The following is a 26,912-nucleotide window of genomic DNA, read 5'->3' on the forward strand; positions in this document are numbered from 1 at the left end:
TTATGCTTACCAAACGCTAAAAAGATGAAAAAACCTACGTTAAAGCCTGCTTTTATCCCTCATTTAGTTTGCAATATTTTTGGACATAAATTTGAAGTTTCTAAAAATGTCACCTACCATGTAAAAGAATACCAATGTACACATTGCAAAAAACAAATGACTACAAACAGTAATGGCAATTTAATTCCGTTAACGGCAAAGTACAAAAAGATAAACTCTGTTTTAGAACACATTTATATTAAAAAAGAATTACGTTTACAGGAAAAATCTTACGCTTCATCGATTAACTAATCTGTTTTTTTGCAATAAGAAGAAAATCTATTAGCTTAAAACCAACAAATTAGCTAATAAATTCTATGAAGAAAATTCAATGTAGCGTTTTTGGTCATAATTTTAATGTTTCTGAAGACATCACAGCACATGTGAAAGAATACCAATGCAAACATTGCAAAAAACAAATGACTACAAGTGCTAATGGTAACCTAATACCACTCACACCAAAATACAAGAGAATAAATTCTATTTTAAAAAGCGTGCATTATAAAAAAGAAAAGCGCAAAGCAATTATTCTTGATCATTAAGCGCGTTCCAACCTTGTGCTTGTAAAGGTATTTTAGTTTCTGCTCTTGTTACTAAATGCATGCCTACATTTGGCTCTGTCATATACCCAATTACCGTAAAATTAGGATTTGCTTTTATTTTTGGATAATCTTCCTGCGAAAGCGTAAATAACAACTCATAATCTTCTCCTCCATTTAAAGCAACCGTTGTACTATCTATATTAAATTCTTCGCAAGTAGAAATAACTTGAGGATCAAGAGGTAACTTTTCTTCATATAAATCGCAACCCACATTACTATGCTTACATAAATGCATGATTTCTGAAGATAAACCATCACTAACATCTATCATAGCAGTAGGTTTAACCTCTAAATCTTTAAAAAGTTTTACTATATCTTTTCTAGCTTCAGGTTTTAATTGTCTTTCTATAATATAGCTGTAAGGTTCCATATCTGGTTGGCTGTTTGGGTTTACCAAAAACACTTGTTTTTCGCGTTCTAAAACTTGTAATCCCATATATGCACCACCAAGATCACCTGTAACCACTAATAAGTCATTAGGTTTAGCGCCACTTCTGCAAACCACATCTTCTTTTTCTACTTCACCAATAGCAGTAACAGATAGTAATAATCCAGAGGTAGAAGAAGTAGTGTCTCCACCAACCACATCAATGTCGTAAATTTTTGCAGCAGTAGCAATTCCAGAATATAATTCTTCTAGAGCTTCTAAAGGAAAACGGTTAGAAACAGCAATAGACACTGTAATTTGTGTAGCCTTTGCATTCATTGCAAATACATCTGATAAATTAACAATAACCGCTTTATAACCCAAGTGTTTTAAAGGCATATAACTTAAATCAAAATGCACACCTTCTACCAGTAAATCTGTAGTAACTACAATTTGCTTGTTATTAAATTCTAAAACAGCAGCATCGTCACCAATACTTTGTATTGTTGATTTTTGCGTCACTTTAAATTGAGAGGTTAAATGGTCTATTAAACCAAATTCTCCTAAATCACTTAATGCAGTACGTTGTTGATTTTTATCTTCTATCATACTGCAAAAATAAGAAGCTTATTTTTAATGCCTCGATATTTTTTAATGAAAATAATCCAGATCTAATTACAAATCACATTAAAAACAGTAGAACATGTTCTAAATCTTGAAAATACAGACTTTATTTACAAGTAAAGGCACACAAAACTAGTCATAGATTTTTCTTATAAAAACATCACTAATATAATGTAAGCATATATGGTAATCCATGACTTATATTGTATATTTGCACTCTATTTAGACAAAATCTATTTAATAATATGATAAAAGTTTCAGATACAGCTAAAAAGAAAGTCATAGAACTTATGACAGATGATGGCTATAATGCAGCAACAGACTACGTTCGTGTTGGTGTAAAAAGTGGAGGTTGCTCTGGTTTATCTTATGATTTAAAGTTTGATAAAGAACAACAAGAAGACGATAAAGTTTTTGAAGACAACGATGTAAAAATTATTGTTGATAAAAAAAGTTTTTTATACTTAATAGGAACAACACTAGAGTATTCTGGAGGATTAAACGGAACAGGTTTTGTGTTTAACAACCCAAATGCCAATAGAACTTGTGGTTGTGGTGAATCTTTTTCACTATAAACCAATGTAAATCTTTCTTTAAAAAGGAAAGACTTTAAAATTAAAATTGAGATATGAGTAAATATACAGAAGACGATCTAAGAGAAGAACTTAAAACCAAAGAATATGAATATGGTTTTTACACAGATATTAAATCTGACACTTTTCCTATTGGATTAAATGAAGACATTGTTCGCGCTATTTCTAAAAAGAAAGAAGAGCCAGAATGGATGACGCAATGGAGACTAGAAGCTTTTAAGGTTTGGCAAGAAATGCAAGAACCAGACTGGGCAAATGTACATTACAAAAAACCAGATTTTCAAGCTATTGCTTATTATTCTGCACCAACTTCTGTAGATCCTAACAAAACTTTAGATGATGTAGACCCAGATTTACTTGCTATGTATAAAAAGCTAGGTATTTCTGTAGACGAACAGAAAAAAATGAACAACATTGCCATGGATATTGTGGTAGATTCTGTTTCTGTTGCTACCACTTTCAAAAAAACATTAGCAGAAAAAGGCATTATATTTATGTCTATTTCTGAAGCTATAAAAGAACATCCAGAACTAGTAAAAAAATACTTAGGTACTGTGGTGCCGCAAAAAGACAACTTTTATGCAGCATTAAACTCTGCAGTATTTAGTGATGGCTCTTTTTGCTACATTCCTAAAGGTGTAAAATGCCCAATGGAATTATCTACATACTTTAGAATAAACCAAGCAGGAACAGGACAGTTTGAAAGAACACTGGTAATTGCAGATGAAGGTAGTTACGTATCTTACCTAGAAGGTTGTACTGCACCTAGTCGTGATGAAAACCAATTACACGCTGCTGTGGTAGAGCTAATTGCTCTTGATGATGCAGAAATTAAATATTCTACTGTACAAAACTGGTTTCCAGGAAATGCAGAAGGAAAAGGTGGTGTTTACAACTTTGTAACCAAACGTGGTTTATGCGAGAAGAATGCAAAAATCTCTTGGACACAAGTAGAAACTGGATCTGCCGTAACCTGGAAATACCCTTCATGTGTATTAAAAGGAGACAATTCTGTGGGTGAATTTTACTCTATTGCAGTAACAAACAATTACCAGCAAGCAGATACAGGAACCAAAATGATTCATTTAGGTAAAAACACAAAATCTACTATTATATCTAAAGGTATTTCTGCCGGAAAATCACAAAATTCTTACAGAGGTTTAGTACAAGTAAGCTCTAGAGCAGAAAACGCACGTAACTTTAGCCAATGTGATAGTTTATTAATGGGAAATGAATGTGGAGCACACACCTTCCCTTATATAGAAGCAAAAAACAAAACAGCACAAATAGAGCACGAAGCAACAACCAGTAAAATTGGTGAAGACCAAATATTTTACTGTAACCAACGTGGTATAGACACAGAAAAAGCCATTGCATTAATTGTAAACGGTTTTAGTAAAGATGTACTAAACAAGTTACCAATGGAGTTTGCTGTTGAAGCGCAAAAACTATTAGAAATTTCTCTAGAAGGTTCTGTAGGATAAATGGCATTCTTGTGAAAACAGGAATTTCATTATTTGAATTCGAATTATATTATGTTTAATCCAATTAATTTTTTAAATGCAAATGAAAAAATTAGTATTCTTATTCGTTTTAGCAATAACATTTACAAGCTGTAAAAACGATGCAAAAAAGGAAAACTCAGAAGATACTGTTGAAACAAAAGATGGCAGAACAGCTAAACAAAGTGATGGTTTAACCCTATTACAAGGGGAGTTTGTATATTACGCAGATGCTGCAGTTTTACAAACCAACAGCCAGATTTACGGTGTCGTTTTAAACAATAAGGTGAACGAATTAAACAAACAGGCTGCAGCCTTTAAAAAAGAGCCTACAGACTTTGTAATGGTAGAAGTAAGAGGGAAGATTACACCAAAGCCAGCAAACGAAGAAGGTTGGGAAAATCGCGTAGAAATTAAAGAAATACTAAATATATCTGCTTTAAATACACAAGCAGAAAACGTTGTAAAATTAGGTACAAAATAATTATGTTAAAAATAAACAACTTGCACGCAAGTGTAGAAGACAAGTCTATTTTAAAAGGAATTAATTTAGAAATAAAAGCAGGAGAAGTACATGCTATTATGGGACCTAACGGTTCTGGTAAAAGTACTTTAGCTTCTGTAGTTGCAGGAAAAGAAGAATACGAAGTTACCGATGGTACTATTCTTTTAGAAGGAGAAGATATTGAAGAACTTGCTGCAGAAGAAAGAGCTCATAAAGGAATATTTCTTTCCTTTCAGTATCCAGTAGAAATCCCTGGTGTTTCTGTAACCAATTTTATGAAAACAGCTATTAACGCTAACCGAAAAGCAAAAGGCTTAGAAGATATGCCAGCTAATGAAATGCTGAAACTTATTCGTGAAAAATCGGAAATGCTGGAAATAGACAGAAAGTTTTTATCACGTTCTTTAAACGAAGGTTTTTCTGGAGGAGAAAAGAAACGTAATGAAATTTTTCAAATGGCAATGCTGGAACCAAAATTAGCTATTCTAGATGAAACAGATTCTGGATTAGATATTGATGCTTTACGTATAGTGGCAAATGGTGTAAACAAATTAAAAAGCAAAGACAACGCTGTTTTAGTAATTACACACTACCAACGTTTGTTAGACTATATTGTTCCAGACTTTGTACACGTATTATACAATGGTAAAATTGTAAAATCTGGTGGTAAAGAACTTGCGCATGAGTTAGAAGAAAAAGGTTACGACTGGATTAAAGAAGAAGTAAACGCATAAATTAGTAAGCAGTGGTCAGTTTGCAGTAAAGCAGTTGCTTACTCAAATGCGATTACTCTAATACTTAAAAAAGTAGTCAAATAACAGCGTACCGTTTGCTTTTGAGTGAACTGAAAACTGAAATACTGATTACTGAAGACTTATAATAATGGATTTAAAAGAAAAATTAGTTTCCTCATTTTTAGCTTTCGAAAATCATGTAGACATAGATTGTAAAATACATGATATAAGAACCGAAGCTATTAAAACTTTTGAAACAAAAGGGTTTCCTTCAAAAAAAGAAGAAGCTTGGAAATACACATCGTTAAACAGTATTTTAAAACATGACTACAGTGTTTTTCCTAAACAGGAAAACGCTATAGAGTATAGTGATGTTAAAAAGTACTTTATTCATGATATAGACACCTATAAAATTGTATTTATAGATGGTAAATATGCTTCACATTTATCGCAAACTACACATGACGGAATAGATGTTTGTTTAATGTCTGCTGCTTTAAACAAACCAAAATATCGTCTTGTTATTGAAAACTATTTTAATAAAGTAGCTACCAAAGAAAGCTTAACGTCTTTAAATACAGCATTTGCACAAGAAGGTGCTTATATTCATATTCCTAAAAATAAATTGGTAAATAAACCTATTCAAATTTTACATTTATCTACAGGAAGTGAAATTGCACTAATGCAACAACCACGTAACTTGATTGTTGTTGATGAAAACTCTCATGTACAAATTATTGAACGTCACCAAAGTTTATCAGACCATCCTGTTTTAACCAACAGTGTTACCGAAATTTTTGGAAACAAACGCGCAATTATAGATTACTATAAAATTCAAAACGATAATGTAAATGCATCGTTAATAGATAATACCTATGTAAATCAAAAACGCGAAAGTCATGTTTCTGTACATACGTTTAGTTTTGGTGGTAAGCTAACACGTAACAACCTTAATTTTTACCAAAATGGAGAACACATGGATTCTACATTAAATGGTATAACTATTATTGGCGACAAGCAACATGTAGATCACAACACATTAGTACACCATATAGAACCAAATTGTGAAAGTCACCAAGATTACAAAGGTATCTTTAACGATAGTGCAACAGGTGTTTTTAATGGAAAAGTAATTGTAAATAAAGAAGCGCAAAAAACCAATGCTTTTCAGTCTAATAATAACATTTTATTAAGTGACAAAGCAACCATAAACTCTAAACCACAATTAGAAATTTTTGCAGATGATGTAAAATGCTCACACGGTTGTACCATTGGTCAGCTAGATGAAAGTGCTATGTTTTACTTGCGCTCTAGAGGTATTCCACAAAAGGAAGCTAAAGCTTTATTAATGTATGCCTTTGCTAACAACGTACTAGAAACAGTAAAAATTCCGGAACTTAAAAAACGTATTAACAGACTTATTGCAACCAAATTAGGTGTAAATATAGGTTTCGATTTATAATTTTTTTTGAAGCTATTTCCAGCTTTTGGCAGTCGCTCTCTTTGAGGAGCTCCAACAATGCCGCAATCTGGGCTAAAAACAAAAAACGGCAAACATTCATATGTTTGCCGTTTTTTGTTTCAAGTCATAGATAAGACTCAACTTTTCACCTGCTGATACTTCTGATAAAAATACATCGGTATCATTCCAAAATTTAAAAAAGTAAGAAGCCAATAAAAACAATAACACCTCTGTAAGGCCAGGTTAAAAATTCAAACATAGCGCCAATACCTAAAACAAAAAAAGTAAAAAAGCCAACAACATAAAATGATTTTTTCATAGTATTTAGTTTCAAAAAATGAATGAAATTTATGGAATTAAAAAAAACGTAGCAGCAACTAATTGCCGTTGCTTAGTTCTCTCCTTCTTTTTTAAAGAAAACATCTTTTATAGTACCTTCACTATACAAGACCATCCCTACAACATGACCTTCTTCATCTCTAGTAAAATGATACAGTGTTCTATTGTTATTTCCAAATGCATCTAACTGAATCGGATGCAAAGGTATATTTTCATTGTTTTTATAAGATAATTTAAAGGCATTATCCGCAACAAAAAAGCGATAGGTAACGTCCATTTCTTCCGAAAAATAAGAACCTACAAAATCATTGTTGTTAACCATTTCAGAATCTATTAATGTAGCACGTTTAAAATAAAAAGGAGTACCACCAAATAGAATAACCATATCATGACTGGTTGCAGGTGTAAAATCATATTTCACTTGAGTACTATTTTTTCTATGAAATTTATTTTCCGCAAATGGTATTAATGAGGTTGCACTTCGACCTATCGATCCTTCCGATTTTAGGGTATCATTCTCTACAAATATTCTAATAGTCATATCACTATTAATTTCCTTATAATCACTAGTGTATTTATCTAAGGCTACTTGCTTAAAAACTTCTTCTTCTTTATTAACTTCTACATTATTATTTTCATCAGATAGAAGAATATCTAAAATTTGATATGCAATGCTTGGCGCATTAATAGATTGCAAATTAGTGAGCACTACAATACCTAATTGCTTTTCTGCAATAGTAATTAATTGCGTACGTCCACCAAAACTATACCCTCCATGACTTGCAACTATATTACCTTTGTAATTATCTATCATAATACCGCGTGCATATTTTGCTTTTTCACCGTCATTTAAAACCTCGGTGGTTTTCAAAAATTGAGACAAAGGTTTAAACTCCAAAATTTGTTCATTTAGCATCTGCATCCAAATAGCCATATCTTGAATAGAAGACCCCATGCTACCTGCACCATAACTTAATTGATTACTAGAAGAATACACAAATTCATTATGCTGTTTTTGGTAACCAACCGCTTTATTCTTAATTGTTTTACCATTTTCTACGCGCACAAAAGTAGCATCCATTTTTAGTGGATTTAAAATATGATCCTTTAAAAATTCATTTAAATTTTGTCCAGATATTCGTTCAATAAGTACTGCTAATAAAGTATAATTAGTATTAGAGTACGCTACTTTTTCACCTGGAAGATTACATAACCCCTTTTGCTTACACGCTAATTCAAACACCGTATTATTATCATAATAGGTATTGTCATAATCAAATCCAGACAAAGACATTAATGCATGATAATTTCTAATACCACTTGTATGATTCAATAAATGCTTAATTTTTATAGGTTGCTGATATTCTGGAAACTCAGGCAAATACTTTCTTATATCATCTTCTAAACTAATCTTACCTTCCTGAACCAATACCCAAATAGCGGAAGCTGTAAATTGCTTTCCAATAGAGGCTAAACTAAAAATAGTAGCATCCGAATTTTTAATGCCATAATCCAGATTAGCCAAACCAAAACCTTTACTGTATATACTTTCTTTTCCAGATATAACTTTAACACTTAAGCCTGGAGCATCTGCACTTTGATATTTTTCAAGAAGTTGATCAATCTCTGAAGTATATTTATTTTGAGCACTTAAAAAAGCACAAATCAATATACAAAAAATAGTAGGATACTGTTTTAAATTTCGCATTGTTTATTATTTGGAATTGTTTTTAGCCTAAGAAAATTTGTGAATAGATTTTTTATATCGACCATATAAACTAACTGGAGCAAGAAACATTACTAAAACAGCACAACTCAAAAGCATAAATAAATTGGCATAGGGCCAATGCATGATTTTAAATATAAAACCTAATACCAGAAGTATTATTAAAAGAAGACCTCCAATAAACTGAAGCTTACTTAAAACTGTCATTTGTTGTTCTATTTTCTGCAAATTGCTTTCTAATTGCAAATTTTTAAAACTCGCATAGCCTCCAAATTTTTGCAAAGCTTCTTGATATAAAACATCAAAATCTGCTCCATCTTTACTTTCTATATACGTACAAATATGATCTACCAAATCTTCTCTTAAGCTTTCTGATTGCACACCATAAAGCTTTAAACTCTTTTCTATAAAGGCAATGTGTTTTTGTTGTATTTGCATTATATAATAGGTTTAGGGTTAAAAATTAAATTCAAAGTCTCCATAAAGTTATTTATTTCTTGTGTCATTGCTTCGGCCACTTTTTTTCCTTCCGAAGTAACCGAATAATATTTCCGAACGCGTTTACCTATATAAACCTTCTCCGTTTCTAAAACGCCTTTAGCTTCCAGCTTATGCAGAATAGGATATAATGCGCCTTCTGATATATCAATCTTACCAGAAGTCAACTTCTTCACTTCTTGTGTAATCTCATAACCATACATTTTATCACTTTCGCTAATCAGTTTTAAAATGATAGGTTGTAGTGTTCCTTTTGTTAATTCTTTGCTATACATATTTCAAATATACATTTTATTTAAATGCATTGTAATAAAATTACAATAAATTTTATCTTTTATATTTTCTTTACACTAGTTTTATGAAACAAAACGTAAATTTGTAGCATGTTAGATTTGAAGAAAATAAGAGCCGATTTCCCAATACTTAAAAGACAAGTAAATGGTAAACCGTTGGTGTATTTTGACAATGCAGCAACATCACAAACACCACAACAAGTAATTGATGTTATTGTAGATTATTACAGTAACTACAACGCGAACATTCATCGTGGTGTGCACGCATTAAGTCAAGAAGCTACAGATAAATACGAAGCAGCAAGACATACCATTCAAAACCATTTTAATGCAAAGCATGCACACGAAATAATTTACACCTCAGGTACTACAGAAAGCATCAATTTAGTTGCTCATGGTTTTGCTTCCATACTACAAAAAGGAGACGAAATTATTGTTTCTGCCCTAGAACATCATAGTAATATTGTGCCTTGGCAAATGTTATGCGAAAAAATAGGTGCTGTTTTAAAGGTTATACCAATGAACCAAGATGGTGCACTTGTTATGGCTGAATATGATAAATTACTAAATAACAATACCCAACTTGTTTTTGTAAATCATATCTCTAACGCATTAGGTACCATAAACCCTATTGAAGAAATTATTGAAAAAGCACATCAGGTTGGTGCAGCTGTTTTAATTGATGGCGCACAAGCTTGTCCGCATATAAAACCAGACGTACAAGCACTAGACGTAGATTTTTATGTAGCATCGGCACATAAAATGTGTGGACCAACAGGAGTTGGTATGCTTTACGGAAAAGAAGCATGGTTAAATAAACTACCTCCTTACCAAGGTGGTGGAGAAATGATTGCTGAAGTTTCTTTTGATAAAACCACTTACGCAGGATTACCACATAAAATGGAAGCAGGAACGCCAAATATTTGTGGTGGTATTGCTTTTGGTGCAGCAATAGATTATATGAATGCTATAGGTTTTGACGCTATTGCAAACTATGAACACGAACTTTTAGAATACGCCACCAAATCACTTTTAGAAATTGAAGGTTTAAAAATTTACGGAACCGCTAAAAATAAAACTTCGGTTATTTCTTTTAATCTAGATGGTATACATCCTTATGATGTTGGTACTATTTTAGACAAACTAGGAATTGCTGTTAGAACAGGACACCATTGCGCACAACCTATTATGGAGTACTTTAAAATTCCAGGAACCGTTCGTGCATCGTTTGCATTTTATAATACCAAAGAAGAAATTGACGCCTTAGTTGCTGGTGTAAAAAAAGCTAAAATGATGCTTTCTTAAAGTTTGGCCTCTTTTTTGTATATTATCTTTTAAATTTTAACAAATGAAAATTATGAAATTCATTACGATACTATTTAGCATTTTTACACTTAACTCGTGTGGAAACTCTAAAGCAACAACAAATATGCAAGAAAACACAGACGCTAAACAAACCCAAATACTTACTGGCAAATACTTAATTTCTTCTCTAGTAGCTATGGATGAATTACCAGCAGACACGCATTTAAGTTTTGATGAAACTACAAATCGCGTTTCAGGATATGCTGGATGCAATAGATTTTCGGGAAATTATACTGTAGAAGGAAACCATATTGAGTTTACCAATATTATTGCTACAAGAATGTATTGTAAAGAAACAATGACTGCAGAACAAAACGTAATAAACGCCCTAGAAAAAGCAACTACATTTACTATAGCCAATAATGAATTAACATTAAATAACGAAAATGAAATTTTAGTACAAGCAACCAAAAATGTAAGCACTAAAATAGCAAAAGAAGAAGATTACAGTATAGAGTATACTGCTGTTACAAGAGGAACATTTATAAATATTGTAGTTAAAAATGATAGTATTACTTTTCAAAAAAATAGAGGTACAAAACCAGAAACCAGAACCTTTAATACACAAGAAAAAAACACTATCTACGCTAAAGTAAATGAGGTAAATGTAAAAGAATTACCTAGTCTAGAAGCACCATCAAAAGCACACCAATATGATGGAGCAGCTGGAGCTATTTTAACCATTGTTAAAAATGGCCAAACATACAAAACACAAACTTTTGATCATGGTCAACCTCATACAAAAATTGAAGATCTAGTAAGTACTATTTTAAGTATGACGGAAAAACAATAATTATAATGATGAAAATAATACTAAATTGTATTTTTGCTTAAAATAAAAAACCATGAATATTCAAGAGGTACAAAACGAAATAATTGAAGAGTTCTCTATGTTTGAAGACTGGGAAGAACGCTATCAATACATGATAGATTTAGGAAAATCTTTACCACTTATTGAAGAACAATACAAAACCGAAGATAATATTATTAAAGGTTGCCAAAGTAAAGTATGGGTACATGCAGAATTAAAAGAGGATAAAATAGCTTTTACTGCAGATAGTGATGCTATTATTACAAAAGGAATTATTGCTATATTAATTCGCGTTTTTTCTAACCAACACCCAAAAGATATATTAGAAGCAAATACCGATTTTATTGACCAAATAGGACTTAAAGAACATTTGTCTCCTACAAGAGCAAACGGTTTAGTAAGCATGATTAAGCAATTAAAATTATACGCTATTGCGTATCAAACACAATTAAATTAGTTGTTATTGCTGCAAAGGCAAGAAACTATTTATAATAAAAACATTTCCGTTTACACGGAAATAAAATAATAAAAATTCCCGTTTTTATGGGAACATAATACATTTTCCAATGAGCGAAACTATAGATACATCTGTATTAGGAGAAAAGATTGTAAAGGTTTTAAAAACTATTTTCGATCCAGAAATTCCTGTAGACATATATGAACTAGGACTAATTTACGACGTTTTTGTAAACGAAGATTATGATGTAAAAATCTTAATGACTTTAACCACACCAAACTGTCCTGTTGCAGAAACACTTCCGTTAGAAGTAGAAGAAAAAGTAAAATCTTTAAACGAGGTAAAAGATGCAGAAGTAGAAATCACTTTTGATCCGCCTTGGTCTCAAGATTTAATGAGCGAAGAAGCTAAGTTAGAACTTGGTATGCTTTAATTAAAATTAGCCAATGCCAAGACGTAAACTAACATCTCTTAAAGATGGTGAAAAAACCAATTTAAAAAAATCGTTTAGCGCGTTGGTTTTTATTCCACGGTTTTTTAAAGAAATCTGGAAAACCAACAAAAAACTATTTCTATTATCTGCATTTTGTAGGCTTATTGGTGCCCTTTTACCTGTTGTAATTCTGTGGATTGGTAAAATAATTATTGATGAAATAATTCTTCAAACGAAAACAGATGTTTCAGATTTAACCTTACTGTGGACCTATGTTGCCATAGAATTTGGTTTAATTATTCTTTCTGATTTAGTAAGTAGAGCCATTTCATTAACAGATAGCCTGCTTGGTGACTCTTATTCTATAGACTCTTCTGTAAGAATCATAAAAAAAACAAATCAAATAAACATTAGTCTTTTAGAAGACTCTGAGTTTTATGACAAGCTAGAAAGAGCAAGAACACAAACAACAGGTCGTGTTGGGTTAATGTCTAACGCATTAGGCGAAGTACAAAGCTTAATATCTATTTTAACCTTAGTTGCTGGTTTAATTTATTTTGAACCTTACCTAATCATACTTTTAGTATTAAGCATTATACCATCTTTTATAAACGAAATTTGGTTTAGCCAACAACAATATTCACTGGCAAGAGGATGGACTGCAGAACGCAGAGAACTAGATTATTTACGTTTTATTGGAGCAAATGATAAAACAGCAAAAGAAATTAAACTCTTTGGCTTAACAGATTTTGTGGTAGATAGATTTAAAAACCTATCGCAAGAATACTATGATCTTAATAAAAAACTAGCAGTAAAACGCTCTGCATTAGGATTTGTTTTTAATGTTTTAGGTACTTTAAGTTATTATGGCGCTTATGTATTTATTATTTACAGAGTTATTTCTGGTGTAATCACTTTAGGTGAGTTAACCTTTTTATCTGGATCTTTTAACAGGCTTACCAGAAATTTACAAGACTTCTTCTCAAAGTTTACACGCATTACAGAAAGCGCATTATACTTAAAAGATTATTTTGATTTTCTAGACATTTCAATAGAACCAACACATAAAGAAGACATACCACTTCCAGAAACAATACAAGAAGGCTTTACATTTAAAAATGTACGTTTTGCCTATCCAGGATCTGAAAACGAAATATTAAAAGGTATTAGTTTCACTATTAAAGCTGGAGAAAAACTTGCCTTTGTTGGTCAAAACGGAGCAGGAAAAACAACATTAACCAAGTTACTATTGCGTTTTTACGAACCTACTTCTGGTGAGATTTTATTAGACGGAATTAATATAAACCGATTTAATAAAGCTGCCTACCAAGAATATTTTGGTGTTATTTTTCAAGACTTTTTTAAATACGAATTTACAGTTAGAGAAAATATAGCCATTGGTGATATTGATGAAATAGACAATCAATCTAAAATAGAAAATGCGGCAGAACTTAGCTTAGCTAATGAAGTTGTAGAAGATTTAAAATTTGGTTACAACCAACAATTAGGAAAACGCTTTGCAAAAGGACAAGAACTCTCTGGTGGTCAATGGCAAAAAGTAGCATTAGCAAGAGCATACATGAAAGACGCCAAAGTAATGATATTAGATGAACCTACTTCTGCATTAGATGCTAAGGCAGAAAGTGAAGTTTTTGATCGTTTTATTGGTTTAACACAAGATAAAACAAGTGTTATTATTTCACATAGATTTAGCACTGTTAGGCAAGCTAATAGAATTTTAGTTCTTGAACAAGGACGCGTTTTAGAAATTGGCACACATGAAGAACTAATGAAAAACAAATCTTTATATGCCGATTTATTTACGCTACAAGCAGAAGGCTACCAATAAATTGTAAACACTTATTTTTTAAGAATTCTTCTTAAACTCACAAACAACAAATAGTATAAAAACACGTATCTTAGTATTATGGCTAAAGAAATTATAAACCGCGTTGCAAATAGCAAACTAGAAGTTTTTGACTTAGAAGATTATTATCCGCAAGGAAAACGCATACTTTTTGATATAAAAGACTGGCTTTATGAAGGTTTTGTTTTACGAGAAAAAGATTTTAGAGCCTTAGTAAAAGAACATGATTGGTCTTTATATCAAGATGCTTATGTGGCACTAACTTGTACTACAGATGCCATAGTACCAGATTGGGCGTATATGCTTTTAAGCATTCATTTAGAACCTTTTGCTAAAAAAATAGTTTTAGGAAACCTGGAAACCTTAGAGGTTTCTCTATATCAAGACATTATCCATGATTTAGATATTAGCGCTTTTAAAAATAAACCAGTAATTATAAAAGGATGTTCTAAAAAACCTGTTCCATCAAGCGCTTACATAATGATTACCAACAAGTTAAAACCTTTAGCAAAATCTATTATGTTTGGTGAAGCATGCTCTTCTGTACCTCTATTTAAAAACACTTCATCGATAAAATAGGTTATTTTATCTATTTTAGTAAGAAAATACAAGAAACCTTGTAAACAATTGTTCGCTTAATACTTATTTTTGCGCGTTCAAAAAAACAATCAAAATGAAAAAAATATTTTTATTAGTTGCATTATTTATTGGAGTAGCTTCAGTAAACGCACAGACAGATGAAAACAATTTAACTAAAGAAGAATTAGCTGCTAAAAAAGCAGAAAAACAAGCAATTGCTGATGCTGCTCAAGCAGAAGCTAATGCTTTACAAGCACAAATTGATGCTTTACCAGGCTGGAGAACAGGTGGAAACATTTTACTAACTTTTAACCAATCTGCATTCAACAACGAATGGACTGGTGGAGGAATTGGTAATACTGCTGGCAACTTATTAATTAACTACAATGCAAACTTAATTAAAGGAGATTACATCTGGGATAACAACCTTATTGTAGATTATGGTGTATTAAAAAACAAAGGAGATGAAAGTTTTACTAAGTCTAATGACAGAATAGAACTAAACTCTATTGCAGGAAAAAAAGCTAGCGCAAACTGGTTTTACTCTGCTTACTTTAATGCTAAAACACAATTAGATAGAGGTGCAGATGGTAATACTCACTTTTTCTCTCCTGCTTATTTTCAAGCTGGACCAGGCATGTTATGGAAAAAATCTAATAACTTAAATGTTATGATTTCTCCTGCTGCTGCTAAATTAATTATAGTACACGATGAGTATACAGATGCTGCTGCTTACGGATTAACAGATGAAGAGTTTAACGATGCTGGTGGTTACTTTGGTGTTGAATCTGGTGACACTACTCGTTTTGAGTTAGGAGCTGCTTTAAGAGGGTACTATAAATTAAACATTGTTAAGAATATTGCTATGGAAAACATCTTAGCATTATACACAAACTATTTAGAAGATCCTCAAAATGTAGATATTGATTATACTATGAATCTTGCTATGTCTATAAACAAGTACATTTCTGCTAACTTTGTATTTCAAGCAATCTATGATGATAATGCCAACAGTAACGGTTTTCAAATTAGAGAAGCTTTTGGTTTAGGATTTAACTACGGTTTCTAAAATATTAGAAAAAGAAAAATTACACTATTAAAAACGCGCTTTAAAAAAAGCGCGTTTTTTTTGTTTTATAAGAGCTACACCTTCCTTCTTGCGCTCAAGGAAGCTTAAGTGTATTGTAATAAAACAAAAAGGCTTTTTAGTAAAATAAGCGAAGCGCATTTTTTAGAGTATACCCTTACAAACAATCTATAACTTTGCTGTACCTAACTATAAACAGTACAGATGAGCGCAATAAGGATTGCAACGGCATCCTTTTTAAAATGTAATGTCCATACCTTAAGTATACCATTAAACAAAAAGATTAGCACCTAATAAACTACTAGCAGTACCTTTTTAAAAAGATATAGTGTAAAGCCTGGTTGCTTTTGGTTTTTACCAAAAGCAAATTGCCCTAAAAACATTAAAAAGCATCTTAATTACTTTTAAACTTTCTTTTTTTCTTTTTGTTTCCAAACAGCCTTTTAATAAAACCGTCTCGTTTTTCTGGGTTACAGTTTAGAGCTTCTAAAACTTCTGTAGGAGCACTTTCAAAGTGGCTCTTGGTGATGCTATTAAAGGCAGCATCTGCATTTAATTTCTGGTAGAATTTTGCAAAAATTGGTAAGGCAGAATTTGCTCCTTGTCCCATTCCTGTGGTTTTAAAACCAATATTGTAATTGTCATTTCCTACCCAATTTATAGTTACCAATTTAGGTGTAATACCTACAAACCAACCATCTTTATTGTCTTGGGTAGTTCCTGTTTTACCTGCTATGTCATTTTTTAGTTGGTAGCTTGTTCTTAATCTAGATGCTGTACCTTTATTTACAGTAGATTTCATCATTTCTAAGAGCACTTGTCTGGTGTAATCACTATATGCCTTAACTTCGTTTACTTGCGGCTTAAAAGAGGCTATTTCCTTTCCGTTTTTGTCTTCAATTTTTGTAATATAATATGGTTTTACTGCTTGGCTATTGTTTACATAGCTTGCATAGGCTCCTGCTAAATCTTTGATATTTATTTCAGCCACACCTAATGCTAAAGAAGGTTGGTTTGGAAGTTCTTTTTCTATGCCTAACTTTTTTACTTGTGCTAATACCTTTTGTATACCTACTTCTTGTAACACTTTTACTGCAATGGTATTTACAGAGGTACTTAAAGCGCGTTCTAAGTTATAGTTAAGAAATGGATCTTCTTCGTTAGCTCCAGAGTTGGTTGGTGTCCAGTTTTTATAATTGGTGTAGGTTATTGGTTTTACAGAAAAATAGGTACAGGGTTGCATACCATTTTCTATTGCTGCTGTATACACAAAAGGCTTAAAAGTAGAACCTACTTGACGTTGGCTTTGCGAAATATGATCGTATTTAAAATAACGATAGTCTATACCACCAATATAACTTTTTACAGCTCCTGTTTCTGGGTCTATAGCAATCATTCCTGTGTTTAAAAACTTTAAATAATGCTGTAAACTATCTTTAACAGATACGTTTTTGGTAGTGTTTTCTTGCCACTCAAAAAGTTCTATATCTTGTTTTACTGCTAATTTTTCTTCTATTTGTGCTTTAGTTAAACCTGCTTTTTTATAGCTTTTATAGGTTGGGGATTGTTGTATTGCTTTATCTATTAATGCTTTATTGGTATACCAAGGTGCTTGTGTACCATACGATTTTTCAAAAGCTTTTTGCAAATGGGTTAGATGCTCTTTCATTGCCTCTTCGGCAAGTATTTGCATGGTATAATCTAAGGTGGTATGTATAATTAGCCCATCGTTATAAATATCATACGCTTCGCCATTTTCCTTTTTATAATCTTTTAAAATAGTGGTTAGTTCTTTTTTTACTTGTTCTCTAAAATAAGGTGCAACACCTAAATCGTGATTAAAAGATTGATAATCTATGCTAATGTCTTCTTTTTGTATTTGTTGTGCCTTTACAGTATCTAAATAATTATATTTTACCATTTGATTAAGTACTACATCTCTTCGTGCTTGGCTGCGTTTTACATGTAATCTTGGGTTATAACTATTATTGGCTTTTAAGGTTCCTACTAGTGTTGCAGCTTCAGAAATGGTTAATGCAGTTGCCGATTTATTAAAAAACTTTTGCGAAGCACTTTCAATACCATAGGTGTTATCTGGAAACGGAACTGTATTAAAATACTGTGTAAGAATTTCTTTTTTAGAATAAATGTTTTCCATTCGCTTAGCAATAATAGATTCTTTAAATTTATTAATAAGCATACTTAAAAACACATAGTCTTTTCTTCCAAATACATTTTTAGCCAATTGCAAGGTAATGGTACTACCTCCTCCAGAAGACCGATCTTGTAAAAGTATGGTTTTAAAAAACACACGAAGTAAGCTTATATTATCTACCCCATCATGTTCATAAAAACGAACATCTTCTGTAGCTACTAAAGCATCAATAAGATGTTTTGGTAAGTCTGTATATTTTAATGGTTGCCTATCATAGATAAAGTATTTACCTATTAGCTTCTGGTTTGCATCTAGTATTTGTGTAGCTTCGGCTTGTTTTAAAGAAGCTAGTGTAGCATTTTCAGGTAGTTTTCCGAAAACACCAAAATACACACTTGCATACAACCCAATTACAAATAGTATTGCTGATGCAACAGCAAGCAAAGGCCACTTAATCCACTTTTTTTTTATCCATACTTGTATTTTTTGCATAGTATTGAAACGTAAAAAATCTTGAATTATTAGTTAAAACTAGTATTGTGTAAAGAAATAATTACTCTTCCTCTTCAGAATAGTCAGGATATAGAAAATGGTTATAAGGGAAACGGGTTACATGAATTTCACGCACCTCGTCATAGACACGTTTTTTAAATTCTTCTAAATTCTTTTTATTTAATGCAGATATAAACAAAGCATTGTTTTTACCAACTCTATGCATCCAAGTATTTTTCCATTCTGCTAAAGAATAATGCTCTTCGGTACGTTCTGCTATTAAATCGGTTTCATCATAAGGTTCTGCTTTATAAGCGTCAATTTTATTAAAAACCATAATCATGGGTTTGTCTGCACTATCTATTTCACCTAAAATTTTATTTACAGACTCTATATGCTCTTCAAAATTAGGGTGTGAAATATCTACCACATGCAACAGTAAATCTGCTTCTCTTACCTCGTCTAGGGTACTTTTAAAACTCTCTACCAGTTGTGTTGGTAGTTTACGTATAAAACCAACGGTATCACTTAATAAAAAGGGTAAATTTTGAATAACCACTTTACGCACTGTAGTGTCTAAAGTTGCAAAGAGTTTGTTTTCTGCAAAGACTTTACTTTTACTAATAACATTCATTAAGGTAGATTTACCAACATTGGTGTATCCTACAAGTGCTACTCGAACCATTTTACCACGATTACCACGTTGTACAGACATTTGCTTGTCAATGGTCTTTATTTTGTTTTTAAGTAGAGTTATTCTATCTCTTACAATACGTCTATCGGTTTCTATTTCTGTTTCTCCAGGTCCACGCATACCAATTCCACCTTTTTGTCTTTCAAGGTGTGTCCACATACCTTTTAAGCGAGGAAGTAAATATTCGCATTGTGCTAATTCTACTTGAGTTCTGGCATAACTGGTTTGTGCTCTTTGTGCAAAAATATCTAGAATAAGGTTGGTTCTATCAAGCACTTTACATTGTAAAATTTTACTAATATTTCGTTCTTGTGCTGCAGAGAGTTCATCATCAAAAATAGCAGTACCTACTTCATTTTCTTCAATATATATACGAACGTCTTCCATTTTTCCTGTACCAATAAAGGTTTTAGGATTTGGCATGTCCATTTTTTGGGTAAAGCGTTTTAAAACCTCTCCTCCTGCTGTATAGGTTAAAAATTCTAATTCATCTAAATACTCTTTAGACTTGTCTTCATCTTGACTTTTAGTAATTACTCCTATTAAAACTGCTTTTTCAAGCTCTATATTTTTTTTCTCTAGCATACGTAAAATTAAAGTACAAAGTTAATGAATTGTAAGCAGTTTAATTTTTATATTTTTGAGGAAAGATAAATACTCCTTTAACGCAAAGAATAGAGACTTAATAAGCACATGTTTTTGATCTTATTCTAATAAAAATAAATACGAACATGCCTATACTGCAAACCCAACAATTAGTTTAATGAATACTTTTTCTGAATTTACTGTAAACACCAATTTACACACCGTTGCTTTTTATAATACTGAAAATTTGTTTGATGTTTTTGATGAAGAAAAAAAATATGACAATGATATGTTACCCACTGCAGATAAGCGATGGACAGTAAAAAGGTATCAAAACAAATTAACAAAGTTGGGCTATGCTATAGCTAATATAGGAAAAAAAGAAAACGGAAAACATCCTGCGCTTATAGGATTAGTAGAAGTAGAAAACGCTACTGTTTTAAAAGGATTAATTGCCTCTAAACATTTAAAAAATTGCAATTATGATTTTGTGCATTACGAATCTAAAGATGAACGCGGAATTGATGTTGCTTTGCTCTATGACACTACCGTATTTACTGTAGAAAGCTCTGAAGTGTTTGCGTTAGAACTGTATAACGATAAAGGTTTACCAGATTACACTAGAGATATTTTGTTGGTTTCTGGGTTACTTGCTGGTACTAAAATACACGTTATTGTAAACCATTGGTCATCTAGACGTGAAGGCGAAAAAGAAACCGAACATAAACGAATGGCTGGATCTAATAAGGTTGGTGAAATTATCTCTAACTTAAAACTACAAGATCCAGATGCTAAAATTATGGTTCTTGGCGATTTTAATGATGACCCTTCTAGTAAAACGATAAAACGATTAGTTACTGCTTATAACTTATTTAACCCAATGGAAACCTTACGTTCTTACACCAGAGGAACTATAAAACACCAAAGAAGATGGTATTTGTTTGATCAAATATTAATTACTACTAACTTTTTTGAAAAAACTAAAAACACTTTACAATACGAAAATGCTAATATTTTTGATGAAGATTTTTTAAAGGTAACTACTGGTAAATATAAAGGTTCACCATACAGAACCTACGCTGGAAAAAAATACCAAGGAGGCTATAGTGACCATTTTCCTGTGTATGTAGTTTTAGCTAAAAACCCTTAGTTTAAAGGAATATGAACGTGATAAAATTTTAAAACAATTTTCTAAATAAGCAACGACAAAGCAATTAATTAAACACGGTGTTACCTGCAGGTTTTTATTATCTTAATTAAATCATCTGTACTTAAATTTCTCTTTGGTTCGTAAATTACTGTACCTGATTTATTTTTCCATTTTTCTATTTGAATACCTTCATTTTTAAATCTGACCTTTAAACTAAAATCTTCTTTTTCAATTTCTAAAAATCCTCCTTTTATATTTTTGTGATATTCACTTTTTATGTTTTTTCTGTTCAAATCACTTTTGAAGTTTTGTAAAAAAATATTTCTTTTTGAACGAATTTCTCTATTTTTTATAGTTTGTATAAAATCCTTGTAATAATCATATTGCTCATTGACAATATATTCATTCGGATTTTTCTCAATTTTACTGTCAATTCGTTTAATGAAATGGCTTAAAATAATTTGTTTAAATTCATTATGGTTTTCAAAATATTTTTCAGCTTTATCAATTGCTTTCTTTTTATATGGTGTTAGAATGAAGTAATATTTTTTCTTCTCATTAAATTTATTTTCATTATCTATAAAATTTTTATATTCTGTCAAAGGATTATTTAAATCGTGATTTATTTTGAATTCAATACAAACTACAAATGTGTTAGTAACTATCAAAATATCAATTCTTTTTTTAAATTCTGTCGGTTGCTCAACAATAACTTTAACTGATGTTATTTCATAGTCTGGAATTTCTGGAGTTGATTCTTCATTTGAATTTTTCCCAATATTTGTAAATTTCGTTTCGAGTAAAGCATCAAGAAAAAGAGTTCCTAAATTATGATTTTCTTTCGGTCTGAAAAAGAATGCTAAAACATTTGCAAATGGAACTTCTTGGTTATGAACTTTTAAAATTTCCATAAAAGTTTTTCGAGGTTCTTTGAATATAATTTCTTCTATGTTTTCCATCTATTTTAGTTTCTTTTTTAAGCAGAATTTTAAATTAAACGCAGGTAACTAATAACTAAAAGAATCTTTTTTTTGTTAGGTACTTACATATACCTAACAAAATTTTAAAACTAAACCGCTTGATAAATAACAACTGCTAAAGCAATACAAGCAACAGGAAGCAACCACAGCATAAACATACTATACGTTGCTGTTTTTTTTCTAAGCATTTTAGCGTTTAATACTTTTCTTTTTTGTCCTGCATACTGCATCCAGTTTTTAAAGAAAATAAATATACCTATTAAAATAAATATAACAATTGCTTTGTCTTGAGACATAGTACTCATGTTCATTTGCTTAAAAAAACCAGCAAAGAAAACACCTAGAAGCAATATTAAAGCACATTGTAAAACCGATATATAAACGGTTGCTAGTTGGTTTGCTTTTTTGCTTTTAGCATCTTTATAATGCTTAAAAACGCTAAAAAATAAGGTATCAAAAAGAGTCATACATGGTTGGTTATTTAAAAACAAAAAAACCTGCTAAAATAAATTAGCAGGTTTATATTTTAGGTTTATTGTTAAGACTATTGTCCTAATACTTTAACATTATCAATTTCAAAAGTACCAGTAAAATCATCAACATCACCTCCTGTATATTTAAAAGCAACGTTAACAGAACCTGTATATGTACTTAAATCTACAATACCTGAACTTACCCAGTTTTGGTAATATTCTGAATCTTCAACTATTTGTGCATCTAAAGTAGACCATGTAGCAGTTAATACACCAGCTTCAGTACCATCCCAATCTGTAGAGATTAATACTTCTAGCTCACTATTATCAGAGAAGCTATTAGAAGATTCGAAGTTTAAAAACTCATCACTAGTAGCATCTAAATCAATTCCTGGTGTAATTAACCAAGTAATATTAGAAGTATCTCCAGAGTTATAAGCACTCATAGAAGCAATAGTTGTGTTATTACCAGTATCTGAAGAAGAAACTGCTCTCCAGTTGTAACCACCTTCTTGTGCATATGCTAACCATCCGTTAGAAGCTATCGTTGTATATGTTGGCATAGATTCGAAATCTTCTTCAAAAACAACAGAAAAATCATCTTCATTCCATAATACACATCTGTCTTGATCAAAAACTACATCTTCTAAAGAGTTTAAAGCTAATACTAAATCATCTCCACCATAAGATTTTGTTACAATACCTGAGATAGAACCACCTTTATCTACTGGTAAAGGAGTATTATAAAAATTAGCAAAAGAACTAGTTTCTACTATAAAGTTAGAATAAGAAAAACCATCACAAGATTGTAATGTTCTTTGTGTATCAAAATCTTCTGAAGAATCTCCGTAAAGCTCTCCATTTAAATAAGCAGGAAATTCTGCATTGTCAATTTTAACAAACATACCAACATGAGTTTCGTTGATAGAAGATAAGTTAATATCTAAAGCAGTAATTACTTCTGTATTTGTAGATCTTAAAATATAATCTGGAATTTGTGTTGCAGTAAATTGCCCTACTTCATCATCATCTGTTTTACCACCAATAGCAATAATTTCAGAAGAAGTTAAACCAACATAAGTACCTTGAAGTTTAATATAAACTTCTCTACCTTGGTTATACTGGTTATAAGAATCTGCTTGGTTTAATACTACTTGTATTGCAGCAGTTGGGTTTGATGGGCTATCTTGAATATAAAATTCTTTGTAAAAGTTACCTGTTACATCAGAAGAAGATACATAACCTTTAACCACTACATTAGATGTAATTTCATAAAACTTATCATAATCAAATCCTGATTGAGTATCTTCATATGCTGTATAAAGTTCTTTAACCTGGCTTATGGTTAACTCAGTTACACCACTGTTCACGTCTGCTAACTGCATTAATAATTCTGTTAATGCTTCGTTTTCTTCATCTCCTAAACTATTAGGAACTGTATAATCGTCATCTTGTACACAAGATGTAATAGCTATAGCAGCTACCATTGTAAGTATAAGAGTTAAAAATTTATTCGTTTTTCTCATGGCATTATTATTTTTAATTTTTGAATTGTTGAATCCTTTACAATTCATAATTCTAATGTTATTATAATTAATTTTTCTTTTTCTAAAATCTAAAGTACACATTTACAAAGTAATTAGCACCACGACCATACCAATATTTTGACCCGAACACACGTGTTGGGTTGGCATTATCGTCTCTTAGCTCTCTATAATTTGCGTTTCTTCCTTGTTCAAAACCACCAGTTTTATATTCTTTATCTAGTAAGTTTCCTACACTTGCAAAAAAGCCAACATAGTATTGGTCAATTTTCCAAGATTTACCACCAACAAGGTTTACCACCATGTATTCGTCAAATTCTTCTTGTTTTAATAATTCTGTTGCAACTTCTACATCATAATCATTAAATGGTAAGCCATCAGCATCTAAGTAAAAGTTTTCTGTTCTAGTTAATGCATTTACATCTACGTAAGCATTAGAGAAAAAGTTTGCTGTTGCACCAAACCACCAGTAATCTGGATCTCTATATTCAAAACCTACAGATGCTGCACGTTGTGGTCCTCCAGCAACTTTGTAATCTTTAAGATTTGCTTGACCATAAGAAATAGAACCACCTTCAGACTCAAAACTTGCAGAAGTTAGGTATAAGTCTGGGTTGTTATCATAAGTATATTGACCAACGGAACCTGCTGCTTTTAATTTAATAGTAGGTGTTACTTGTGCCTCAATACCAAATTCAACACCAATATTCTTTTTGTTTATTCCTGTTAAAACTTCTTGTACAAAAGCCGAAGTTTCATTTTCTGCAATTGCATCACCACTTAATCCATCTGCATAATAGAAACCAACTTCATTAGCATCATTAACGGTAGAATAGAATCCTGTTAATTTTGCTTTTACAATTGGAGATCTAAAAATATAACTAGCATCAAAAGAAGTTACTTTTTCTTCTTCAATACCTCTTACTATGTTATGATTTTCTCTTGAGTTAGAATACGTATTACGTAATGAAGGAGCTCTAGTAATATAACCACCATTAACATCTATTAAATGCTTACCAGTAATTTTATAAGTAAATCCTCCTTTAGCTCCAAAACCATTAAATGTAAGTTCTTCACCTTTTCCGTAAGAATTATCAGCAAATCTACTATGTTGCCATAACCCTTCTCTTTGGTAGGTTGTATTTGTTACACTACCAGAAACGAAAAAGTCAATTTTGTTGTATTTAAATTGTGCTTGAGCATATCCTGAAAGTACATCAGCAAATAAATTATAGTTGTATCTAAATTTATCTCCTTCTCCTACTAATCTGTCTGGATTTTGCGCATCATATTGGTAGTTATCAAAAGAATCTACGTTTAATGCTCCAACTGTAGAACCTAATAAGTCGATGACTTCACCAAAGTTTTCCGATTTTAGTTTCTTGTAATTAAGTGAAGCATTTACTAAAATGTTTTCATTAATTTCTGAACTTAAGATAGAGTTAACAGTAAGTTGTTTATCATCTGCACGGTCTTCATATAAAACATATGCAGCAGGAACACTACCATTAGTATCTATATTATTGTTTTGGTTAGCTGTAAGAATATACTCCCAATCAATTTGACCATCATTTAAAAACTCTTGTTGTAAATCATAAGCAGTTGCAGTATCTGGTCCATCAGGATCTGATAATGGGTAACTTGGCAAATCTTGGTAGTATGCAGGACTTGGGTTAGTACCTCCAGAATAATCTAAACGACTGTTTCCTAATTTACCAAATTGGTAACCAACATTAGTATTTAATTTTGTTTTAGAAGAAATATCCCAATAATGGTTTAACATTAAGATTGGCTCTTCTACTTCTTTTATACGTGAGTTTCTTTTCTCACCATCTAACCATCCCCAATATTCGTTGTATTGAATACCTTTAAGGTCGTATACTTCTTGTGTATTTGGTGATGATTTACCTCTTCTGTTTGGTGCGTAAATTGTAGTAAAGTTTAAGCTATGCTTATCACCAAATTGTTTTTCAACAGATGCAAAAAACGAGTTAGAGTCATATAATGAAGCATCTTGATATCCTTCATCTCCCCAACGTCTTCCAGCCATAATAGAATAAGCCCATCCGCCTTCTAAAGCTCCAGAAGAATAACTAGCCATTAAACGGTTAGTATAACTTCTGTTAGAAGAAGAGTATGTTACACGACCACCTTCTCTATAAGAAGAAGCTCTTGTATTAATATTAGTTGTTCCTAAAATACCACCAAAGTTATATGCTGAAGGTGTTAAACCTGTTGTTAACTCTTGGTTACGCATTACATCATTAAGTCCACCCCAATTACTCCATTGTGGTCTACCATTATAAAGTTTATTCATTTCAATTCCGTTAATTAAAACAGAACCATTGTCAGAATCTAAACCTCTTACTTTAAAGAAAGAAGAACTAAACTCAAAAGCAGCTGTACGTTGAAAAACGTCTTGTGAAGAGGAAAGTAAACCAGAAATATTATCTGCTCCACTGGTATCATCATTTAACTCATCATCAGAAAGTGCGATGGTAAATAAATCGTTTCCAGCAAGGTCTCTTTCCATAACCATATCATTTATGGTTAATGTTTGACCTTCATTAACTACTATTGGGTAACGTTGCGGTACGTAACCATCTTTAGTTAATCTTAAAACTTGTTCGCCTAATGGCAAGTTACTGCTAAACGAAAACACCCCTAGCTCATTTGTTTGAGTAGACTGTTTTGTTTCTTCAATAGTTACAGTAACATCTGAAATAGGCTCTTGAGAAATTGGTTGTTTAACACTTCCTGTTACCATCGTTTGCTGTGCAAAGGTGGTAAAGCCTGATAAAATTCCGAAGAAAAGAATTAATAATCTTTTTTGCATACTTAAATTTATAGTTAGTAAACTTTTAATACATTAAATAAATATTATTTAAAGCACGCAAATTTACATTTTTTATAATAAATATTTACATTTGGCAGGAGTTTTGTATTAACATAACTA

General features: G+C 31.5%; 26 protein-coding genes. 15 read left to right on the forward strand and 11 right to left on the reverse strand.

The features are described from left to right. Nucleotides 1–24 precede the first annotated feature (24 nt). Together KO494_RS15025 and KO494_RS15030 are read left to right on the forward strand one after the other, a co-directional pair. Nucleotides 25–291, forward strand: a complete 267-nt coding sequence (locus tag KO494_RS15025) for a DUF1660 family phage protein (protein ID WP_215968437.1) — start codon at nt 25–27, stop codon at nt 289–291. A 65-nt stretch (nt 292–356) separates the two neighbouring features. Further along, nucleotides 357–581, forward strand: a complete 225-nt coding sequence (locus KO494_RS15030) for a hypothetical protein (RefSeq protein WP_215968438.1) — start codon at nt 357–359, stop codon at nt 579–581. Here the strand turns inward: KO494_RS15030 and thiL are convergent. After that, nucleotides 565–1,617, reverse strand: coding sequence for a thiamine-phosphate kinase (gene thiL, locus KO494_RS15035; protein WP_215968439.1), 1,053 nt, complete (start codon nt 1,615–1,617; stop codon nt 565–567). The two genes, KO494_RS15030 and thiL, sit on opposite strands and share 17 nt — an antisense overlap. A gap of 260 nt (nt 1,618–1,877) precedes the next feature. Here thiL and KO494_RS15040 point away from each other — a divergent pair, with 260 nt between their 5' ends. From KO494_RS15040 to sufD, 5 genes are all read left to right on the forward strand, one after another. Then, nucleotides 1,878–2,207, forward strand: a complete 330-nt coding sequence (locus KO494_RS15040; RefSeq protein WP_215968440.1) for an iron-sulfur cluster assembly accessory protein — start codon at nt 1,878–1,880, stop codon at nt 2,205–2,207. Between the two features lie 53 nt (nt 2,208–2,260). Beyond that, nucleotides 2,261–3,709 carry a Fe-S cluster assembly protein SufB gene (gene sufB / locus KO494_RS15045; RefSeq protein ID WP_215968441.1) on the forward strand — a complete coding sequence of 483 codons (1,449 nt, stop codon included), beginning with the start codon at nt 2,261–2,263 and terminating at the stop codon, nt 3,707–3,709. A gap of 82 nt (nt 3,710–3,791) precedes the next feature. Continuing rightward, complete coding sequence (locus tag KO494_RS15050) at nt 3,792–4,211, forward strand: hypothetical protein (RefSeq protein WP_215968442.1); 420 nt, start codon at nt 3,792–3,794, stop codon at nt 4,209–4,211. A 2-nt stretch (nt 4,212–4,213) separates the two neighbouring features. Then, nucleotides 4,214–4,966 carry a Fe-S cluster assembly ATPase SufC gene (sufC, locus tag KO494_RS15055; protein ID WP_215968443.1) on the forward strand — a complete coding sequence of 251 codons (753 nt, stop codon included), beginning with the start codon at nt 4,214–4,216 and terminating at the stop codon, nt 4,964–4,966. A 148-nt stretch (nt 4,967–5,114) separates the two neighbouring features. After that, entirely contained in the window at nt 5,115–6,428 is a 1,314-nt protein-coding gene (sufD, locus tag KO494_RS15060; protein ID WP_215968444.1) for a Fe-S cluster assembly protein SufD, read from the forward strand. A 193-nt stretch (nt 6,429–6,621) separates the two neighbouring features. Here the strand turns inward: sufD and KO494_RS16065 are convergent, their stop codons facing one another. The 4 genes from KO494_RS16065 to KO494_RS15075 form a co-directional block, all read right to left on the reverse strand. Beyond that, nucleotides 6,622–6,747, reverse strand: a complete 126-nt coding sequence (locus tag KO494_RS16065; protein WP_256447840.1) for a hypothetical protein — start codon at nt 6,745–6,747, stop codon at nt 6,622–6,624. 72 nt (nt 6,748–6,819) lie between these two features. After that, nucleotides 6,820–8,475, reverse strand: a complete 1,656-nt coding sequence (locus tag KO494_RS15065; RefSeq protein WP_215968445.1) for a serine hydrolase — start codon at nt 8,473–8,475, stop codon at nt 6,820–6,822. A 27-nt stretch (nt 8,476–8,502) separates the two neighbouring features. Beyond that, on the reverse strand, nt 8,503–8,931 hold the full coding sequence (locus KO494_RS15070; protein ID WP_215968446.1) for a hypothetical protein: 429 nt from the start codon (nt 8,929–8,931) through the stop codon (nt 8,503–8,505). Then, nucleotides 8,931–9,266: a PadR family transcriptional regulator gene (locus KO494_RS15075; protein ID WP_215968447.1), complete on the reverse strand. Its 336-nt coding sequence runs from the start codon at nt 9,264–9,266 to the stop codon at nt 8,931–8,933. The genes KO494_RS15070 and KO494_RS15075 overlap by 1 nt, the downstream gene beginning before the upstream one ends. Nucleotides 9,267–9,374: 108 nt before the next feature. Here KO494_RS15075 and KO494_RS15080 point away from each other — a divergent pair, with 108 nt between their 5' ends. The 7 genes from KO494_RS15080 to KO494_RS15110 all read left to right on the forward strand — a co-directional run bounded on the left by KO494_RS15080 (nt 9,375) and on the right by KO494_RS15110 (nt 15,865). Further along, on the forward strand, nt 9,375–10,589 hold the full coding sequence (locus tag KO494_RS15080; protein WP_215968448.1) for an aminotransferase class V-fold PLP-dependent enzyme: 1,215 nt from the start codon (nt 9,375–9,377) through the stop codon (nt 10,587–10,589). Nucleotides 10,590–10,641: 52 nt separating this feature from the next. Next, nucleotides 10,642–11,442 carry an META domain-containing protein gene (locus tag KO494_RS15085; protein ID WP_215968449.1) on the forward strand — a complete coding sequence of 267 codons (801 nt, stop codon included), beginning with the start codon at nt 10,642–10,644 and terminating at the stop codon, nt 11,440–11,442. A 52-nt stretch (nt 11,443–11,494) separates the two neighbouring features. Further along, a complete protein-coding gene (locus KO494_RS15090) occupies nt 11,495–11,917 on the forward strand; it encodes a SufE family protein (protein ID WP_215968450.1) in 423 nt (140 codons plus the stop codon). A 109-nt stretch (nt 11,918–12,026) separates the two neighbouring features. Continuing rightward, entirely contained in the window at nt 12,027–12,350 is a 324-nt protein-coding gene (locus KO494_RS15095; protein WP_215968451.1) for a DUF59 domain-containing protein, read from the forward strand. 13 nt (nt 12,351–12,363) lie between these two features. Then, the gene (locus KO494_RS15100) at nt 12,364–14,199 is read left to right on the forward strand and encodes an ABC transporter ATP-binding protein (RefSeq protein WP_215968452.1); all 1,836 of its coding nucleotides are present in this window, start codon (nt 12,364–12,366) and stop codon (nt 14,197–14,199) included. A 78-nt stretch (nt 14,200–14,277) separates the two neighbouring features. After that, nucleotides 14,278–14,796, forward strand: coding sequence for a DUF2480 family protein (locus KO494_RS15105; protein ID WP_215968453.1), 519 nt, complete (start codon nt 14,278–14,280; stop codon nt 14,794–14,796). Between the two features lie 94 nt (nt 14,797–14,890). Next, nucleotides 14,891–15,865 carry a DUF3078 domain-containing protein gene (locus KO494_RS15110; RefSeq protein ID WP_215968454.1) on the forward strand — a complete coding sequence of 325 codons (975 nt, stop codon included), beginning with the start codon at nt 14,891–14,893 and terminating at the stop codon, nt 15,863–15,865. Between the two features lie 412 nt (nt 15,866–16,277). On the opposite strand, the gene KO494_RS15115 is transcribed toward KO494_RS15110, so the two are convergent. Both KO494_RS15115 and hflX read right to left on the reverse strand, forming a co-directional pair. Next, complete coding sequence (locus KO494_RS15115; protein ID WP_215968455.1) at nt 16,278–18,530, reverse strand: transglycosylase domain-containing protein; 2,253 nt, start codon at nt 18,528–18,530, stop codon at nt 16,278–16,280. A 61-nt stretch (nt 18,531–18,591) separates the two neighbouring features. Further along, nucleotides 18,592–19,809 (reverse strand): GTPase HflX, encoded by a 1,218-nt coding sequence (gene hflX / locus KO494_RS15120; protein WP_215968456.1) that lies wholly within the window; start codon nt 19,807–19,809, stop codon nt 18,592–18,594. Between the two features lie 178 nt (nt 19,810–19,987). Between hflX and KO494_RS15125 the strand changes: the two genes are divergently transcribed. After that, nucleotides 19,988–20,959: an endonuclease gene (locus tag KO494_RS15125; protein WP_215968457.1), complete on the forward strand. Its 972-nt coding sequence runs from the start codon at nt 19,988–19,990 to the stop codon at nt 20,957–20,959. Between the two features lie 80 nt (nt 20,960–21,039). On the opposite strand, the gene KO494_RS15130 is transcribed toward KO494_RS15125, so the two are convergent. The 4 genes from KO494_RS15130 to KO494_RS15145 form a co-directional block, all read right to left on the reverse strand. Continuing rightward, nucleotides 21,040–21,918: a PD-(D/E)XK nuclease family protein gene (locus KO494_RS15130; protein ID WP_215968458.1), complete on the reverse strand. Its 879-nt coding sequence runs from the start codon at nt 21,916–21,918 to the stop codon at nt 21,040–21,042. Nucleotides 21,919–22,028: 110 nt separating this feature from the next. Beyond that, entirely contained in the window at nt 22,029–22,406 is a 378-nt protein-coding gene (locus tag KO494_RS15135; RefSeq protein WP_215968459.1) for a hypothetical protein, read from the reverse strand. A 77-nt stretch (nt 22,407–22,483) separates the two neighbouring features. Beyond that, complete coding sequence (locus KO494_RS15140) at nt 22,484–23,986, reverse strand: DUF5689 domain-containing protein (RefSeq protein WP_252730412.1); 1,503 nt, start codon at nt 23,984–23,986, stop codon at nt 22,484–22,486. A 34-nt stretch (nt 23,987–24,020) separates the two neighbouring features. Continuing rightward, complete coding sequence (locus tag KO494_RS15145; RefSeq protein ID WP_215968460.1) at nt 24,021–26,792, reverse strand: TonB-dependent receptor; 2,772 nt, start codon at nt 26,790–26,792, stop codon at nt 24,021–24,023. Nucleotides 26,793–26,912 lie beyond the last annotated feature (120 nt).

This window comes from Lacinutrix sp. C3R15 (assembly GCF_018860825.1).
GTDB lineage: Bacteria > Bacteroidota > Bacteroidia > Flavobacteriales > Flavobacteriaceae > Oceanihabitans.